16 protein-coding genes and 1 pseudogene are annotated in these 16368 nt (G+C 67.6%); 6 read left to right on the forward strand and 11 right to left on the reverse strand.

Going from position 1 to position 16368, the window contains the following annotated elements; translation table 11 throughout:
• Nucleotides 1-88: 88 nt before the first annotated feature.
• Nucleotides 89-742 carry a nucleotidyl transferase AbiEii/AbiGii toxin family protein gene (locus ACFYOS_RS35440; RefSeq protein WP_387151402.1) on the reverse strand — a complete coding sequence of 218 codons (654 nt, stop codon included), beginning with the start codon at nucleotides 740-742 and terminating at the stop codon, nucleotides 89-91.
• A gap of 2 nt (nucleotides 743-744) precedes the next feature.
• A complete protein-coding gene (locus ACFYOS_RS35445) occupies nucleotides 745-1206 on the reverse strand; it encodes a hypothetical protein (RefSeq protein WP_387151405.1) in 462 nt (153 codons plus the stop codon).
• Nucleotides 1207-1552: 346 nt separating this feature from the next.
• Between ACFYOS_RS35445 and ACFYOS_RS35450 the strand changes: the two genes are divergently transcribed.
• Entirely contained in the window at nucleotides 1553-2254 is a 702-nt protein-coding gene (locus tag ACFYOS_RS35450; RefSeq protein ID WP_387151408.1) for a hypothetical protein, read from the forward strand.
• 43 nt (nucleotides 2255-2297) lie between these two features.
• Here ACFYOS_RS35450 and ACFYOS_RS35455 read toward each other — a convergent pair whose 3' ends face one another.
• Genes ACFYOS_RS35455 through ACFYOS_RS35465 form a run of 3 tightly spaced genes read right to left on the reverse strand, consistent with a single transcriptional unit; the run spans nucleotide 2298 to nucleotide 4069 of the window.
• Nucleotides 2298-2609, reverse strand: a complete 312-nt coding sequence (locus tag ACFYOS_RS35455) for a hypothetical protein (protein WP_387151410.1) — start codon at nucleotides 2607-2609, stop codon at nucleotides 2298-2300.
• A complete protein-coding gene (locus tag ACFYOS_RS35460; RefSeq protein WP_387151413.1) occupies nucleotides 2602-3750 on the reverse strand; it encodes a hypothetical protein in 1149 nt (382 codons plus the stop codon). The genes ACFYOS_RS35455 and ACFYOS_RS35460 overlap by 8 nt, the downstream gene beginning before the upstream one ends.
• Nucleotides 3751-3757: 7 nt before the next feature.
• Entirely contained in the window at nucleotides 3758-4069 is a 312-nt protein-coding gene (locus tag ACFYOS_RS35465) for a hypothetical protein (RefSeq protein WP_387151415.1), read from the reverse strand.
• Between the two features lie 60 nt (nucleotides 4070-4129).
• Here ACFYOS_RS35465 and ACFYOS_RS35470 point away from each other — a divergent pair, with 60 nt between their 5' ends.
• The 3 genes from ACFYOS_RS35470 (at nucleotide 4130) to ACFYOS_RS35480 (ending at nucleotide 7797) form a co-directional block, all read left to right on the forward strand.
• Nucleotides 4130-6481, forward strand: a complete 2352-nt coding sequence (locus ACFYOS_RS35470; protein WP_387151417.1) for a DEAD/DEAH box helicase family protein — start codon at nucleotides 4130-4132, stop codon at nucleotides 6479-6481.
• 405 nt (nucleotides 6482-6886) lie between these two features.
• The gene (locus ACFYOS_RS35475; RefSeq protein ID WP_387151420.1) at nucleotides 6887-7273 is read left to right on the forward strand and encodes a hypothetical protein; all 387 of its coding nucleotides are present in this window, start codon (nucleotides 6887-6889) and stop codon (nucleotides 7271-7273) included.
• Nucleotides 7270-7797 (forward strand): DUF6036 family nucleotidyltransferase, encoded by a 528-nt coding sequence (locus tag ACFYOS_RS35480; RefSeq protein WP_387151422.1) that lies wholly within the window; start codon nucleotides 7270-7272, stop codon nucleotides 7795-7797. Before ACFYOS_RS35475 ends, ACFYOS_RS35480 begins: the two co-directional genes overlap by 4 nt.
• A 526-nt stretch (nucleotides 7798-8323) precedes the next feature.
• Here ACFYOS_RS35480 and ACFYOS_RS35485 read toward each other — a convergent pair.
• A pseudogene (locus tag ACFYOS_RS35485) lies at nucleotides 8324-9017 on the reverse strand (IS6 family transposase).
• A 16-nt stretch (nucleotides 9018-9033) separates the two neighbouring features.
• On the opposite strand from ACFYOS_RS35485, the gene ACFYOS_RS35490 reads away from it, so the two are divergent.
• A complete protein-coding gene (locus ACFYOS_RS35490) occupies nucleotides 9034-9366 on the forward strand; it encodes a group 1 truncated hemoglobin (protein ID WP_387151425.1) in 333 nt (110 codons plus the stop codon).
• Between the two features lie 540 nt (nucleotides 9367-9906).
• On the opposite strand, the gene ACFYOS_RS35495 is transcribed toward ACFYOS_RS35490, so the two are convergent.
• The 3 genes from ACFYOS_RS35495 to ACFYOS_RS35505 all read right to left on the reverse strand — a co-directional run bounded on the left by ACFYOS_RS35495 (nucleotide 9907) and on the right by ACFYOS_RS35505 (nucleotide 13686).
• Nucleotides 9907-10584, reverse strand: coding sequence for a DUF4396 domain-containing protein (locus tag ACFYOS_RS35495; RefSeq protein WP_387151428.1), 678 nt, complete (start codon nucleotides 10582-10584; stop codon nucleotides 9907-9909).
• A gap of 624 nt (nucleotides 10585-11208) precedes the next feature.
• Complete coding sequence (locus tag ACFYOS_RS35500; protein WP_387151432.1) at nucleotides 11209-12159, reverse strand: NADP-dependent oxidoreductase; 951 nt, start codon at nucleotides 12157-12159, stop codon at nucleotides 11209-11211.
• Between the two features lie 552 nt (nucleotides 12160-12711).
• Entirely contained in the window at nucleotides 12712-13686 is a 975-nt protein-coding gene (locus tag ACFYOS_RS35505; protein WP_387151435.1) for an IS110 family transposase, read from the reverse strand.
• Nucleotides 13687-14052: 366 nt separating this feature from the next.
• Here ACFYOS_RS35505 and ACFYOS_RS35510 point away from each other — a divergent pair, with 366 nt between their 5' ends.
• The gene (locus tag ACFYOS_RS35510) at nucleotides 14053-14298 is read left to right on the forward strand and encodes a transposase (protein ID WP_387151444.1); all 246 of its coding nucleotides are present in this window, start codon (nucleotides 14053-14055) and stop codon (nucleotides 14296-14298) included.
• 378 nt (nucleotides 14299-14676) lie between these two features.
• Here the strand turns inward: ACFYOS_RS35510 and ACFYOS_RS35515 are convergent, their stop codons facing one another.
• Nucleotides 14677-15081, reverse strand: coding sequence for a YybH family protein (locus ACFYOS_RS35515; protein WP_387151438.1), 405 nt, complete (start codon nucleotides 15079-15081; stop codon nucleotides 14677-14679).
• Between the two features lie 111 nt (nucleotides 15082-15192).
• Nucleotides 15193-15603, reverse strand: coding sequence for a GNAT family N-acetyltransferase (locus tag ACFYOS_RS35520; RefSeq protein WP_387151441.1), 411 nt, complete (start codon nucleotides 15601-15603; stop codon nucleotides 15193-15195).
• Nucleotides 15604-16368 lie beyond the last annotated feature (765 nt).

Below are 16368 nucleotides of genomic sequence, written 5' to 3' on the forward strand. Positions count from 1 at the left end.
TTATGTCCACAACGTACAGACGATCACGCGGTGGCCGCCTCGCGTCCACCCCTCACCGCCAGCGACATCTCAAACGGCGGCTGCCGTACTAGGACAGATTGGCGATGAGTTCTTCCCGCCATTGCGCGAAGCGCTTGCGCATCTCGCTGATATGCGCGGGGCCGGCACCGTAGGCAGCGAAACGGCGGTCCGGGTAGCGCTCCAGCATTCCGAACAGGTCTGCCAGGATGCGCCGGTCGAACCCCGCGTCGGATTGTTCGGCCAGCTCGCACAGCCGCGCCCGGGTGTAGCGGCCGGTCATGAGCGCCGCGTCGATGTCCAGGAAGTCTCGGGGCTCGGCGCGCGTGTACAGGGCGGACATCTTGCCCGCGACGACGTCGTCCGCGTGCAGCACCGGCCCGACGTCCATCATCACCGGCGGCAACGCGCGCCAGTTGGCCGCCAGCTCGACCTTGTACGGATGCTCAGGGTGAGCGGGATCGATGACCGCGAGTCGGGCGAAGGTGTCGAACTGCTGCGTCACCTCGACGGAATACCCGGCGACCCGGTAGCCGTCGACCACGGCGTCCACTGCTGCGGCGAACTCGCCACGTCGCTCCCACGCCGTGAACAGGTCGACGTCCTCGCTCGGGCGGTCCAGGATGCCGTGGGCCTGTACGGCATAGCCGCCGGCCAGCGCGAACCCGTAGCGGGCAGCGACCCGCAGTCCGATCTCCGCCAGGCGGAAGTGAACCTCATCCACTTCTATCCGGCCAGCGTTTGGGGTGGCGTGGTCAGTTCGGGAAAGCGTGCCTGCCACAACGCCCGCAGGCGGGCCGGGAGCCACAAGTTGGGCCACAAGCGGCGCAGCGTCGGGCCCTGCAACCACCGGCACAGGTCCGCGACCGAATTGGCCTGGTTCAGCACGGTCTGGTACATCAGCTGCAGATCGCCGGCGTCGTCCAGGTCGTAGGTACTGTCGCCGGACCAGTCCAGCGACCGGTCGAGTGTCACCACACCGCGAACCGGACCGTGCAGGTCGGACAGGGCGGCGGCGACCACGAAGTGCCGCTGGTCCACGTACCGTGAACCAGGCGGTGCGCCATTGCCGCTGGACATGTCTACCTCCTGATCCAGATCGTACGTCTGAGCGGCGTCGCCGGCTGGCATGACATCGACCTGCCGGCCATAAAATCTCCTGCGATGGGCCTGCGGCCCGATGGTCATCGCTGGAAGGGCGAACACTCGCCTGCCGATCCCGCACTACAGGCGGCGTCACGCGGCGGGTTCGGCTTCGAGCGCGCGGCTTTCGGCGTGGGCGGTCTCGCGAACCTCCCGGCGGCGTTCCCGGGTCAGGCAGCTGAACCAGCAGCAGGGGTGCCCAGAGCGGCTTGCAGGCCGAGGACCGCCAGTGCGGGCAACCCGCAGCAGCGCGGGGATGGTCGCGGCGAGGACGGGCTCGGCATGATCGAGCCCCCAGCCGACGCGGTCTGCCCTGCGAGGAAGTGGCTGTTGAGCTGTCGCGGTCTGGTTCATCCTCCTGCCGGGGTGGTGGTGTATTCGAGGGCGCGCAGTGCGCGCGGGCGACGAGGGTCGCGAGGGGCGCATCGGCGCATTCGACGAGGCGGACGAGGCCGCGGTCGCTGATCCTCGTCGCCCGGGTGGTCACGTCGACGAGGACGGCGAGCGCTGCTGGCAGGTCGTGCATTGCACGATCCGTCAGGAAGGTGACGAACTGCCCGAGCGGCCGTCCGGTTTCGGCTGCGGCGAGCAGCGTGTCGGCGCGTACGGTCCAGACCCAGTCGCTGGTGTGTTCGGCGTGGGCGTCGAGGACGAGCCGGTCGGCGGCGGTGGGGTCGCCGACGGCGACGATGTCCAGGGTTGGCAGGACCTTCAGGGTCCGCTCCGGCTCCGTGGTGCTGGCGGGTGGCTGGTAGTCGCCAGTCAGCCCGAGTGCGTAGGCGCCGAGCGGGTTGAGTCGGATGGCGCGCAGGCCGTCGTAGCGGCTGAGGTAGTCGAGGTCGTCGGCGCCCCAGTTGCCGTGGTAGTCGGTGCGGGCGCCGACCGCGTCGGTGTACTCGATGTCGATGAGGCCGAGGGTCGCGGCGTACTCGAACAGCACGGCGAGGGTGTACCGGCCCTGGAGGATCGGCCAGTCCGCGAATCCGCTGTAGCCGAGGCTGCCGTACTGAGGGTCTACGAGTACAGCTTCCACAGCCCACGTTCGCTACGGGCGACGGTTGGTGAGGTCTCCCGGCGGCGCGTTGGCCCTTGATCCGGTCGATCCGGTTGAACTCGTCGAGCACGGTGGTGGTGACCTAGGACCGCCAGAGCTGCCGGATCGTCGCGGTGGCCGGTTTACCGAGGGCGGCGCGTCCGCGATCGGTGAGCTGGAGTCGGCCGCCGGCGAGTTCGGCGAGGCCGCCGGCCTGCAGCAGCAGCGGCCACGCGAACGCCGCGATCGGCTCGGCGGGGTAGAAGTCGCCGCCGTCGAGCGTCTCGGCGACGGTCGCGGCGGCGGGTCGACGGGTCGTTTCGCTGCACCGTAACCGACCGGCTGCCACGAGGTGCAGGACGGCGTGAAGGTTGGCCTCGGCCTGTGTGGCGGTCGACCGGACGGTGTCAGGCATCGAGTCCTGCCAGGTCGAGGCGTTCCAGCAGGCTGGGCTTACGTGCGTGCACCGCCCGTAGTTCGGCCAGCCGTTGCTGGAAACGTGTGGTGCTGCCGTCGCGTTCGCTGACGTCGCCCAGGTCGACGAGGAGCTGTACGGCCGTGTCGTAGTCGCGGGGTTTCTTCGTGGCGATGAGTTCGTTGACCCTCTGCCACGCGGCGGGCTGATCGACGGCAAGGGCGTCGAGGTGCCGTTGCCGGGCGGCCGCCGCAGACCGTTCCCGGCGGATCCGGTCCCGCTCGCGCTGTTCGGCAATCTGGCGTTCCCGTTCGGCGCGGAGGTGCGCGGCGGTGGCGAGTAGTTCGCCTGCGGTGCGTGGAGCAGTTGTGGTGGACGTGTCCGGAGGGTGCTCGTCGCGGTACCGGCGCAGCAGCCGGCCGCGCAGGTGACCGTCGCCGCCGGCGACCAGGTCGGCGAGGATGGCGTCTTTCTCCCGGGCGGGCAGGCCGGTGATCCACGAGCGCAGTTGCGTGGCGGGCGGCTCGACGGCAGTCTGCGCCGAAGCGGCCGCCGCGGCCGCGAGCAGATCAGGGTCGATGCAGAGGAACTCGGCGACCGCGGTGAGCGGGGCGTCGAGCGTGCCCAGGCCGGCCGGGATGGGCGGCTCGGGCTCGTCGTCGTCGAGTTCTAGGGACTGTACGCAGCGCAGCCAGCCCAGGTACAGCAGGCGCAGGTCACCGGCGGCGAGGGCGGCCCGCACCGGGATGATCGAGGCGAGCAGGCCGTGACCGTCGAGGTCCCACGCGTCGGTGCCGTCCTCGTCCTCGCGGTGGAGATGGACGATGAGGTGCTTGCCGGCGGTCCACGCGGAAGCACTGTCACCGACGCAGTAGCGGGCGACGGTGGCGGGGGCGAGCGCGCGCGTCGGTAGCCGTAGCGTGAGCTGGCGGGTGCCCCAGTTCGCCAGGTACAGGTGCGCGTCGAAGTACCGCTCCATCAGCTTGCGCGGGTCACCCTTGAAGTCGCCCCACCGGTAGGTGTTGACGAAGCTGGTGGCGGTGATGTCGGCCCGGGTGGACAGCGACCGCAGCTCGCCCTGCTCTCGGCTGGTGAGGGGCCGGTCGACGGCGGTGAACTCGTAGTACTGGTACTCACTCACCGGCGCTCTACCGCCCCGCCCAGTGCCGGTAGGCGTCGATCCAGGCGGCTCCGTCCGGTGCGGGTGTGGGCAGCGGCAGGTCGAGGAGGTCGATCCGCTGCCGGTGCCGGCCCCGGGCGCAGACCGCGACGATGCTGTCGACGGTGAGGTCGACCTTCTGCACGATTACCTCCATGCCGAGGACGGTGGTGGTGAACGGCACCGCCAGATGCTCCTCGAGCATGGTGAACAGGCCGGTGAGCTGTTCGTCGTCGCCGTAGGCGTCGACGGTGGCCTCTTCGATCATCGCCTCGAGCGCCGCACTCCGCTTCGATGCCATCGGCGCAGGATAACGGACCCGTGACGGGATGTTCGAAGCCCGATACCCGAGGATGTTCCGGTGGGTTCGGTAGACGGGTTCGAGGGGCTTCGCCGCGAGCTGCAGCGGTTACGGGCAGAGAACGCCCGCCTGTCACGGCTGCTCCAACTGCGCGGTCAGGACACGACTCCGGCGCCGGAGCAGCTGTCCGCGCCGGTCGCTGCGCCGGGACTGGTCACGATGGCCTCACCGGTGGCGGACAAGCTGGCGCTGTTCGCCGACCGGTTCCGGGCCCGCGTCGACGTGTATGCCGTGCGGTGGGAGAACACCCGCACCGGCGCCGCCGGGTGGATGCCCGCCGTCGCCGGCGGCTGGCGTAAGGGCATGGACCGCCGCGGCGCCGCATACCTGCCCCGCACGGCGGAAGTCGCCGCCGCCCATCTCGTCGGCGACGTGTTCATGGGGCTGTACCCCCTGCTCCCCGGCAACACCTGCCACTTCGTCGTGGCCGACTTCGACGGAGCGACGGCGATGCTCGACGCCCTCGCCTACGTCAAGGCGGCACGGGCCAGCGCTGTGCCGGCGGCATTGGAGATCTCCCAGTCCGGTCGCGGCGCCCACGTGTGGATCTTCTTCGCCGGCGTGGTCCCGGCGACGACGGCGCGGGCTGTCGGAACCGCCCTGCTGCACGAGGCGATGGTGCTGCGCGGGTCGATGGACCTGCGGTCGTACGACCGGCTGTTCCCCAACCAGGACGTCCTACCCGAGGGCGGCTTCGGCAACCTCATCGCCGCGCCGTTGCAGGGCCGGCGCCGCAAGGACGGACTGACCACGTTCCTCGACCTCGGCACGCTCGAACCGTACGCCGACCAGTGGGCGTTTCTGTCGACACTGGACCGGCTCAGCCCCGGCGACGCCGAACGTATCGCCCGGCAGGCGAAAGTTGCCACCACCGGTGCCGACGTCGCCTCGATGAGCCGGTCCGCCGCGACCCGGGTGCATCCCGCGCTGCCACCGGTGGTGCACGCGGAAGCCGGTGCCGGGCTGAGCCTCGACGCGGCGCAGCTCACCCCGGCCGCGCTGGCGACGTTCAAGCACGCCGCCGCCATGGCCAACCCGAAGTTCTACGAAGTGCAACGACTACGCAAGTCCACCTGGGACACCCCACGATTCATCCGCGGGTACGACCTCACCCTCGACGATCGTCTGGTACTGCCGCGCGGCCTGGGCCACACGATCGCCGCGATCGTCGAACAGGCCGGATCGAGGCTGGCCGTCACCGACGGACGAAACCCGGGCCGCGAAATCGACGCACCGTTCACCGCCGAACTCACCACCAAGCAGAGCGCCGCAGTCGGTGCACTCCTCGCCCACGACGACGGGGTGCTCGTCGCCCCACCCGGTTCCGGCAAGACGGTCATGGCCTGCGCGGTGATCGCCGAGCGCGGCACCTCAACCCTGGTGCTCGTCGACCGCAAAGCATTGGCCGACCAGTGGCGGGCCCGCCTCGAACAATTCCTCGGCCTCCGGCCCGGCCAACTCGGCGGCGGCCGGCGCAAGCTCACCGGCACAGTGGACATCGCGCTGTTGCCCTCCCTGGCCAGGCGCGACGACATCACCACACTCACCCAGGGGTACGGGCACGTCATCGTCGACGAGTGCCACCACCTCGCGGCCGCCGCGTACGAGCACTCGGTCAAACGGATCGCCGCGCAGTTCTGGCTCGGTCTCACCGCCACGCCCGTCCGGCGTGACGGGCTCGGCCAACTCGTCACCTGGCAGCTCGGCCCGATTCGGCACACCATGACCGACGAGGAGCAGGGCACCATCGCGGCCGCGATGGCGGTTGATGCCGGACCACAACGGCTGCTACACGTCCACGACACCACGTTTCGTGCCGGCAACGTGGACCTGAACGAACCGGGCGCACTCGCCGAGATCCACCGATGCCTGGCCCTCGACCAGACGCGCAACACCCAGATCGCCGACGATGTCACCGCAGCCCTCACGCGCGGGCGCAACTGTCTCGTCCTCACCCGGCGGATCGCCCACGTCGACGCCCTCACCGCGATGCTCGCGGCGCGCGGCCATCAGGCGCTCGTACTCCAAGGAGCGATGAGCACCACCGACCGGCGAACCACCGTCGGCCGACTCGGCGAGGCCAAGGCCGGCGATGGCCTCCTCGTCATCGGCACCACACCGTTCATCGGCGAAGGCTTCGACGCCCCCGCCCTCGACACCCTCTTCCTCGCCGGCCCGATCTCCTACGACGGGCTGCTCATCCAGTGCGCCGGGCGCGTGATCCGGACCGCACCCGGCAAGGACGCCGCCGAGGTCCACGACTACCACGACCCGGCCGCCCCGATTCTCGCCGCCTCACTCCAACGCCGCATGCCCGGATACCGAGCACTCGGCTTCTCCAGGGCCGGCTGAGGCGGAGCGGGCCTGACCCCCTCGACCTCGCCATCACCCTCCACCGCCCGCCCGTACTGCGCCACCTAGGCCCGGCCGCCAACAGGACGGTCTGCAACCGGCCACGCAGTCCGTTACCGCGCGAGGGCCTGTAGTAGCGGCCAGTCGATTGGCCCGGACGGGTCGGCGAGGACGGCGGCGGGTTCGCCGGATTGCCGTGGCCGGCAGGAGCAGCACCACCAGGAGCCTGGTTATCGATGCCGTTGATCTACACGGCCGTGAGACCCAGATCGGAGGTTCGCGAGTAGCGTCGCCGGGCTGGAGCTGGACACGGGTCGCAACCCTGAGCGTTGCGGCGTTCGCCGGGGCAGGGCGATAGTCTGCAACCAACAATTTATGCCGTGGTTGGGAGGTGACGTTCGCGCTGTGGGTACCGGCTACGAACCGATGAGTCTGGCCCGGTTGGCCACCCTTCTCGCCTCCGCGGACGCCGACCAGATCCGCTGGAAGCTGGTGTGGGAGTTCCTGGAGGAGTACCGCTGGGAGCCGGCTGAAACCAGGGTCGATCTGTTGAACGATGAGCCCGGACTGACCGGGGACGCACGTTGGGATGCGCTGCTTGCGGCGCTCGCGGAGCACCTGCTCGCCCAGGCGGACCTTGCCCCGCCGGTGTGGGTCGAGGCACGGGTGCTGCGCCGGGCATGGTTCCCGGCCGAACTGGCCATCCACCGGGCCGACGCCCTGGCATGGGCGCCAGCCGCATTCCGGAAGCACGGTGTGTACCTTTCAGTTCACGACCTGGCTGCGGCGTGACCGGGTCGGACGGCGTCCTGATGGGGCGCGCGGAACTCGAACGCGCGTTCACCCGCCTGGGCGACAGGCTCGTCCGCCGCGGGTGCGTCGCTGACATCTTCGTTGTGGGTGGCGCCGCTATGGCGCTCGCCTACGACGCGAAACGGGTGACCAGGGACGTCGATGCGATGTTCGTCCCGCACGGCGTCGTCCTCGATGAGGCACGTGCGGTAGCCGACGATTTGGGACTGCCGCCGTGGTGGCTCAACGAGCAGGCCAGCGTGTATGTCTCCGGCAAGGACGACCCGGGCAGACGGCGTGTCTTCGACCATCCCGGGCTGCGCGTCATGGCGGCCTCGCCGGAGCACATCTTCGCGATGAAGGCGCTCGCGGCGCGGGCCCGCGACGTGGACGATCTTCGCACCCTGGCGGCGCTGGCCAAGGTCGCGACGGTCGACGACGCCGTACGCCTGTGTAGCGACTTCTACCCCGACGAGGTGATCTCGCCGCGGGCCATGGGGGTCATCCGTGAACTCTTCGAGTGAGTCGGATTCAGATGCAGCACGGCGGCTAACCTGATCATGTAGTTGGGGTTCAACTCGCCCCTCCGACATGAACTCCCACGGCAGCTGCCGACGACACCCCGCGCTGCTCGTCTGGCTGGCGGCAGGGAAGTCGATGGTGGCAGGGGAGTGGTGCGAGGACGCCTTTACTCGGCCGGTTTATGCTTCAGTCGACCTGGGCAAACGTGCGTGAGCATGTCGCTGGGCCACCGTACTACTGGGGGTCAAGGGGTCGTCGGTTCAACTCCGGCCGTCCCGACAGAGAAAAAGCCCTGACCAGCGGGAACGCTGGTCAGGGATTCGACTTTCTTCTATGGGGTTTTGAATCTCCCCCCGAAAACTCCCCATTTACCGGGTGCGGCAATCAGGTTTGTCATCGGTGTGCGTCGTTGTGCGTTGTAGGTGGGTGCTGTCCGTTCGGGTTGGCGCCGAGTCGCTCAAGGATGTCGGAGGGCACCGTTGCGTTGTGGGTTCGGACGACGGCGTGAAGCCCGTGCCAGATGGGCGGTCAAATCGCTTGGGCGAGTTCGGCAAACGCCGCTGCGACCCGCAGAGCGGGCGGGGCGTCGATGGCGAGTTCGTAGTGGCCGCGGCGCAGGTTCTGCATGAACGCGTGGCCAGCGATGACCACCTGCGCCGTCTTGTCCGTTCGTAGCCCGCGCATCGGTATCAACCGGTGCTTGAGCTGGCTGTGATCAGCCTCGATTGGATTGTTGGCGTATTGCTCGACGTGGTGCCACGCGGACGGGATCAGCTCGTCGAGCACGGCGGGGTAGACCGCAGCGGCGTCGGTGACGATCTCGCTGGGTGTCACTTTCAACGTCGACAGCGCGCGTCGGAAGAACCGCCGGGCGGCGCCGGCGTCCCGGCGGGCCGAGACGAGCACGTCGATGACCTGCCCATACTGGTCGACCGCCCGGTACACGTATCGCCACACGCCGTTCACCTTCACGTACGTTTCGTCGACGAACCACCTGTCACCCGGCGAGTGGCGGGAGAATCGCGCGGCGTCGGCCAGCAGCGGCGCGAACCGCTGCACCCATCGGTAGACCGTGGCGTGATCGACCTCGACCCCCACGTTCGGCCAAGAGCTCCTCAACGTCGCGATACGAGAGGTTGAAGCGCAAATACCAGCGGACCGCGACCACGATCACCTCAGTCGGGAACCGAAACCCGGCGACGCCGACGTCGGAGGCAACCACGGGCGAGAGCGAGTCGATGGCTTCACTGCTCAAGCCTGCCTCGATCTTGCCAACGCTCAATGCAACTGTGCCGTTCGTTGACCAGATGTGTCAGGGCACCGGCGGGCCGCGCACCTACACCGGGCGAGACATGAAGGAGACACACACCAACATGGGCGTGACCAGCGGCGAGTTCGATGTCTTCATGGAGGACCTCGCCGCGACGCTTGACGACTTCAAGGTCGGAAAAGCCGAACAGGACGAGCTGCTGAACATCCTGTGGCCAATGAAGCCGGAGATCGTCGAGGTGGATTCGCCCCAGCTCGGAACCCCGCTGCCGTCGGCGTTTGTACCGGGACCGGCTCTGTGAGCTGGGGAGATAGGTCACGGCCGTGCTAATCAGGCGAGGTGGATCGAGGCCCGCGGGAAGTATAGGGCTTTGACGGCCCGGCCACCCCCAGGCCGACCATCGACATCGCTGGCGTCAAGCACCGCACCAGGCCATCGTTCCCGCTCCTCTAGCCGCCCGCCCTGCACTTTCGCCTGCCGCTCCGCGAGCTGACATCCACGGCTGACATCAACCGTCGCAAACAGCGGCGGACGTACTCGCACGCACGGCGGGGCCAGGGTGGACGTGGCAGCCGTCAGCGGACGTTGCGACTCATGCCGAAAGCGCCTTACAAGCGAGGGGTCGCAGGTTCGAAACCTGCCGCGCCCACCACCATTGACCAGACGAACGTCGGCCCGAGGATCAGATCGTCGGACCACTACAGCAGCCGTGACAGTAACGGGCCACATGACAGCAGCCCGTCGAGCTTGCCGAGCGCCTGCCGGTACCACCAAGCCCACGCCCGCTGGTACCACCACCAACCCGACTCACATGATCAGATCATGAAGGACGGCGAACCTACTACGGAGGCGTGCCCGGCGACTCCACTCTGATGCCGCGACGGATCAGCCATGAGGTTGCCGGCCAAGCGGCAAAGAAGCCGATGATCAACCCGATCTGGTGAATGAGCCAAAACACCGGACTGCTAGGCCGCAGGGCCTCCGGGAAGAAAAGATGTTCCACTAGCGCTATCCAAATAAATAGGGTGAGTTCGACCGCGGACACGGTCAGCAAGTCCTCTCTGGCAACGCTCCTTATTGCAGCCCACACTCTTCGGCCACCTGTGTGAGCCTCGGTGGCGTAGCGGATTGCGACGCCCACGGCCACCGCGCCCGCAAAGTCGCCGATGTACAAGGGCCTTAACGTTTCGTCGCCTGTACCGATGCCAAGGCCGAAGATAATCACCGTAGCGATGACGGCACCTAGGGTGCAGTGGGCAAGACAGTGACAGAGTCCGAATACAACAGCAGCCTGTCGCGGCTTCTTGGGCGGGTCGCCGTGTCGTTGCCGCCACCGCGGAGACTGGGGCCTACCCCACTTCCTGTAAGCCATGATGGCTGCTGGGCCGAAGTAAAGGGCGGTGACCGGCCAGACTAACTCCATGACCTTAGCCGGCTGACGATTGCCACCAATGAAGGAGTCGACAACGATAACGGCGGCGCTGGCTAACCCCAACACGAGCGTTGCCCACGAGAACATTACCAGCCACGTTGGTTGCAAAAACCATCTCCCTTCACTCCAGGCCACTCGGCTCGGGGATAGATGAGGCGTTAGCCCAAGGCAGGGCTTGAGTTGCGAACGAAGCAGGTTGTCGCAGGTAACGTGCCGGCCGACCTGTTCCGCTTCAATGTATGACAATCGAGGCGAGGAACGGGGAATGACCGCAGCAGGCAGGCGTGCTGCCATGACGGGCATGACCAAGCCGGACGGCCGACCGACCGACCGCGAAGCAGGCTGCTGGGTCGGGCGCCTGGTTCCGGGCCTTCGGCTTTTCGATGCTCCCGCTTGAGATGTGATAGGCGACCATCCACGCCGAAAACGGCTCTCGTCGCGGGGCTCGGTGAGAAATTCCCGGTGACGGGCCTCGTAGCCCTCTGCTGGGCCGCATTGCTCCATCGACAGCAACGGTGACAGCAACGAGCCCAGATGCGGGCAGCGGTCGGCGGCCGGGCGCGGACAGCCGCCCGAGGTCATGGATGCGGATGGCCCCCGCCGGACGGCGCGCCCAGTACTTGTAAGCGAGTAGTCCGGGCCTGCGGGCCGGCCGGATCCCGTCACCGAACAGCGGGCCACACGTGCCCACAGCGGCACCGACGGCAGTGACTAGTCAGCGACGTGGATGACGATCTTACCGCGGCGTTTGGCCGTCTCGAGCGCCTCGTAACCTGAGCGCGTCTCAGTGAGGGGCAGCACGCGGTCCAGCACCGGCCTCAACTGGCCGTCATCGACGAACTCGGCGATGGAACGCAACGCGTTCTGGTCGGGCTCGACGATGAAGTACACCCCACGAACGCCATGCCTGGCTGCTTCCTGCTCGTCGGGTGGAGTGACGAGGGAGACCAGGACACCGCCCGGTTTCAGGACCGACCAGGACCGCGACTGCGTGGCTCCTCCGACAAGATCAACGACCACGTCCACGTCGCGGACGTGGTCCTCGAAGCGGTCGTGCGCATAGTCGATAACCTGCTCGGCACCCAGATCCTTGACGAATTCCAGGTCTCCCGCCGCCGCCGTGGCGCTCACGCGAGCACCGAGGCCGGCTGCGAGCTGCACCACGTAGCTCCCCACGCCACCGGCGCCGCCCTGCACCAGCACGTGCTGGCCGGCCTGCAGGTCGGCGTGGTCCACCAGTGCCTGCCAGGCACTCAACGCAGCCAGTGGGAGCGCTGCGGCGTGGTCGTGGTCAACGGTGGCGGGTTTGGCCGCCAAAACCGCCGCGGGCACGGCGACGTACTCGGCGGCCGCGCCATCGCGGGTGAAAGGGATCAACCCGTAGACGGCCTCGCCCTGGGCGGGGCTCTCCACCCCCGTCCCGGACGCCGCGACGACTCCGGAGAACTCGTGCGACGGGATGATCGGGGTGCGCTCGGGTCCTGTCCCGTCCGAGCTGTGCGTCCAGGTTGCCGACCAGGTGAGCTCGGTGGGTGTCATGGAAGCGGCCTTCACGGCCACCAACACCTCACCAGGCCCCGGCTCGGGCCGCGGTGCCTCCTCGTACACGAGCTGCTCCGGCCCGCCTCTGGTGTGAGCTCTCACGGCGTGCATCGTGCTCATCCGACTGCTGCTCCTTCCGACCGCATTTCGATCAGCCCACCGGCCCGCCCCTCGGGATGAACCGCAGGCTAACTGCCGCATTATCTGACGGTTCGGCAGCCGCCTGCCGGACTTCCGCAGCCCCTTGCCCCTTCGGCGCAGAAGCGCGCTGGCGTGGCTGTTGACAGCAGCGCTGACAGCAACGGAACCGGACGAGGACAGCAACGGCAGGACGCGGCAAGATGACAGCCCGAGGTGTCAGACGTACACGGACCCTGCCGGACGAAGCGCCCAGAACTCAGACGAAACTCTAGGGGGCCTGCCGGTGATGGTCGGGCTATGCGGCGAGTGGGGTGAGTTCGGCTTGGTAGCCGAGGTCGTGTAGTTGGCGTAGCAGGCGGTTCTTGCGGGTCTCGGGGTTGTCTCGGTGGGTGTAGTAGTCGCCGCCGAGGTCGTGTTGTTGGCGAGTAGGTGCCAGACGATGACGAGGATGGTGTGGGCGATGTCGACGGCGGCTTTCTTGCTGCCGGTTTTGCCGAAGCGTCGGTGGAGTCGGCGGTAGCGGGCGCCGAGTCAGGTGCGGGTGCGGGAGGTGGCCCAGGCTGCTTCGACCAGCACGGTGGCGAGGTGGGGGTTGCCGTGGCGGGTGGTGCCTTTCCTGCGTTTGCCGGCTGATTCGTGGTTGCCTGGGCAGAGGCCGGCCCAGGACGCGAGATGCGCGGGGGTGGGGAAGCGGGTCATGTCCACGTCGATCTCGGAGATGATCGTCTGCGCGGCTCGGTCACCCACGCCCGGGATTGTTTTGAGCCGGTCCCGCCGCGCGGCGAACGGGGTGATGGCCTCCTCGATGCGGGCATCGAGCTTGCCGATCATGTCGTTGAGGTGGTCGATGTGGGTCAGGTGCAGCCGGCAGAGCAGGGCGTGGTGGTCGGCGAACCGGCCTGCGAGGGCGAGGGTGAGGTCGGGGATCTTCTTGCGCAGCACCTCTCTGGCCAGGTCGGCCAGGACCGCCGGATCCCGCTCGCCGGCGATGAGCGCTTCGATCATCGCCCGGCCGGAGACACCTGTGGCGTCGGAGGCGACGGAATCGAGCTTGATGCCGCCGTCTTCGAGGACCTTGTGCAGCCGCTGGGTCTCCCGGGTGCGTTCCTCGATCAGCTTCTTGCGGTAGCGGGTCAGTTCCCGGATCGCGGCGATGTCGGCGGGCGGGATGAAGCTGCCGCGCGGCAGCCCTACCTCGCACAGTTCGGCCAGCCACACCGCGTCGGAGGCGTCGGTTTTGCGGCCCGGCACGTTTTTGACGTGGTGGGCGTTGCACAGCAGGATCTCCAGCCCGTCAGCCTCGGCGAGGGCGTGGAAGACGGGCCGCCAGTACACGCCGGTGGCTTCCATCGCCACGTGCGTGACCTGCTCAGCGACCAGCCATACGGTCATCTCCCGCAACGCCGCGTAGAACGTGGGGTACTTACGTACCTGTTGGCGGCGCTGCCCAGCCTGCTCGTGGTGCCAAGTTCTGTCGACGTCAGCGGGCGACCCACCGAGTTTCACAAACCCGCGGGCGCCCCACCAGGGGCATCTTCCTCTTACAAGCGAGGGTCAGGGCAGGCGGGGCCGGCTCGGGGTGGGTCGACGAGGACCAGGTCCAGGCCCTCACCAGGCGATCTTCGACTTCGTCGGCTACGCCAGCATCGACTGGGGCGGCCTGATGGCCGCGGCCACCGTGGTCACCGTGCCGATCGATCACCACCCTCGATCGCCAGCTGACGCCGCTGGTCCGCCAGGCCGCACCCCGCACCAGCGCCCTGTTCGGCGTCGGCACCGACGTCGCCGCGCAGCTGCTCGCCCACCGCCGGCGACAACCCCGACCGGCTGCGCTCGGAAGCAGCCCTGGCCCATCTCTGCGGCGTAGCACCTATCCCCGCCAGTTCCGGACGGGTGCGCCGCCAACGCCTCCACCGAGGAGGCGACCGCGGCGCCAACCACGCCCTACACACCATCGCCCTGTGCCGTATGCGCAATGACCACCGCACCCGCGCCTACCCGCAACGACGCATCACCGAAGGCCTCAGCGAGCAGGAAATCCTCCGCTGCTTGAAGCGCTACACCGTCCGCGACGGTCACCGCCTTCATTGGCGTAGGCGCTTCGAAACTCATCGGTGAAGATCGGCTCGGATCTGCACAAACCGAACGAGCTCATCATCGCAGCCCCCGGCGTCTTGCCGGCCCTGCTTGACCCGCTGCTGGTGACGACGCTACTCGGCGTCGGTCCCAGCCGCCGTCGATCGGCTACGCCGCGCCGGCGCTTCTGCACAAGCCTCGATGAGGTCTCGGATCTCTTGGCGCTCCCATCGCTTCGCGTCAAGCCGCCAGCACCACATGGGATTCGGTCGTCTCACGGAGAATTCGGGCGCCCAGGTCCAAAATCTCGACCAATGAAGCGCAGTGGTATCACCCAACCGGCGGCCCCGTTCACCTGAGGCTTGAACGTGGAAACCCAATCTTCCGTTCGGGCAGTTTCACCACGTGGCGGCCACGTGTTCAGGCGGGCTGTCGCACCATCGTCCCAAGAGCATTGTCGATCAGGTACCGCCAGCGTCCATCCGCGCCGCGTCGCACGACATCACTTGCCGAGCCTTCGATGTGTACGTGCTCGCCGTCGGGACCTGTGCCATTAATTGACCAGTCTACCACGATCTGGGCGATATCGCCGGCAACGAACACATGGCGCGCCTTGGCCTCCAGTGGCAGACCGAGACTGATATCGCGCTCGAGTTCGGCAGCGATCTCAGTGGGATCAGTGACGGGTCGCCCGTCTTTCGCGACGAACACGACCCCCGGCTCGAACTGGGCCATCATTGCGCTGACCTTGCCGGAGTTGAATCGCTCGATCAGCGACGCGACGACGCCTTCGGGTTCAGTGGCGAGTGGATAGGACTCAGGCATTTCGGCTCCCTGTTCGTGTTGGTTGAACGGTCCGGCCGCAACTGACGGCCTCGTCCAGTGGGCCTGAACCTTCTCAGCGGTCGGCGCGCCTTCAGACGCGACGACGCGTGTTCAATGCCCATGCCCGGCTGTGTGCGGCCGAGGGAATGCCGGGTCTAGAACGTCGGCATATTCCGGATGAGCATTGACGAATGCCGCCCCGAACGGACACGTGACGGTGGCGGTCTTTCCTTGCATGCGCAGCTCGTCGAGGACGCCGCCGATGAGCCTGGCGGCTACTCCCTTCCCCCGGAACTCGGGGAACACGGATGTCGCCATCAGTACGACGCGGCTCCCGACCTTACTGTAGACGAGCCCCGCGGCTGTCCGGCCCCCAATCGCGGCCTCGTAGATGCCGAGCTCACTGTTGTCGGTGATGACGAGGTCTTCCACGTCGGGCGCGGTGGCTCCCGACAGGTTCGAGCCACCCAATTCTTGCTCGGCACTGGTCAACGTGATCATGTCCTCGGCGTTGCCCGCCATGTTGTCTCCTGAATCTCGCGTCTGGTCAGCGACCTGGGAGTGCCCAGTCAGGTCGGATGAAGTGGCAGGAGCATCCCGCCTCGGACTATTGCGGCCACGGTGATGAGATTCTCCGAGGTGAGGACGTGGTCGCCCGCAATCCGGGATATGTCAACTGGACCATCGCGTCCAGATTAGGCTGGCGTGGCACCGGTCGGCAAGTCGAGCTGGCATCGGTGGTTCGCAGCAGCAGCAGCGCGCCTGACGGTTGTGGCGGTGCGTCCCTATCTGGCGGATTGCCGCCGCAGCCGGAGTACAACGGACGCTATAGTCCATTGAGTGCGGCTAGAGATTGTTCCGAGTTGGTCGTTCGACATGTCGTAGCCGCTTCGAGATGGCGGCGGCCCAGTGTCTTGCCCGCATGATCGCCGCCCTGACCGCTGCACAGCTTGTGTTCCAAGACGGTGCAACTCAATCATTGACGGCGGGTGGTCGAACGACCTACGTCGACAGGGGCACACCGTCAGAGGCGGAAGCCATGGCTGCGGGACATGGGTGACTAGTGCGATGTCCACTAACGTTCACCGGGTTTCTGGTGGTTGTTGTGGATCCTCGCCGTTGAGACGAGCGACTCCCCATCCGCTGGTGGTGGGGCGGGCCTGCGCGGGCCAACTGATCCTCGCGCCGCCCGGGGCGGGCGGCGGGGGTCACGCCGGGACCGGCCGGCACCGGGGAGGTGTCGGCCGGCTCGACGGTGCGTGACCACGTCCGGCACCACAACGGGTC

The organism is Micromonospora sp. NPDC005806 (assembly GCF_042871425.1).
Taxonomy (GTDB): domain Bacteria; phylum Actinomycetota; class Actinomycetes; order Mycobacteriales; family Micromonosporaceae; genus Micromonospora.

Coding starts and splice junctions, on each gene's coding strand:
- ACFYOS_RS35445 (WP_387151405.1), bottom strand. CDS start 1,206: ATGACCATCGGGCCGCAGGCCCATCGCAGGAGATTTTATGGCCGGCAG.
- ACFYOS_RS35455 (WP_387151410.1), bottom strand. CDS start 2,609: ATGCCTGACACCGTCCGGTCGACCGCCACACAGGCCGAGGCCAACCTT.
- ACFYOS_RS35465 (WP_387151415.1), bottom strand. CDS start 4,069: ATGGCATCGAAGCGGAGTGCGGCGCTCGAGGCGATGATCGAAGAGGCC.
- ACFYOS_RS35490 (WP_387151425.1), top strand. CDS start 9,034: ATGGCTTCACTGCTCAAGCCTGCCTCGATCTTGCCAACGCTCAATGCA.
- ACFYOS_RS35495 (WP_387151428.1), bottom strand. CDS start 10,584: ATGTTCTCGTGGGCAACGCTCGTGTTGGGGTTAGCCAGCGCCGCCGTT.
- ACFYOS_RS35500 (WP_387151432.1), bottom strand. CDS start 12,159: ATGAGCACGATGCACGCCGTGAGAGCTCACACCAGAGGCGGGCCGGAG.
- ACFYOS_RS35515 (WP_387151438.1), bottom strand. CDS start 15,081: ATGCCTGAGTCCTATCCACTCGCCACTGAACCCGAAGGCGTCGTCGCG.
- ACFYOS_RS35520 (WP_387151441.1), bottom strand. CDS start 15,603: ATGGCGGGCAACGCCGAGGACATGATCACGTTGACCAGTGCCGAGCAA.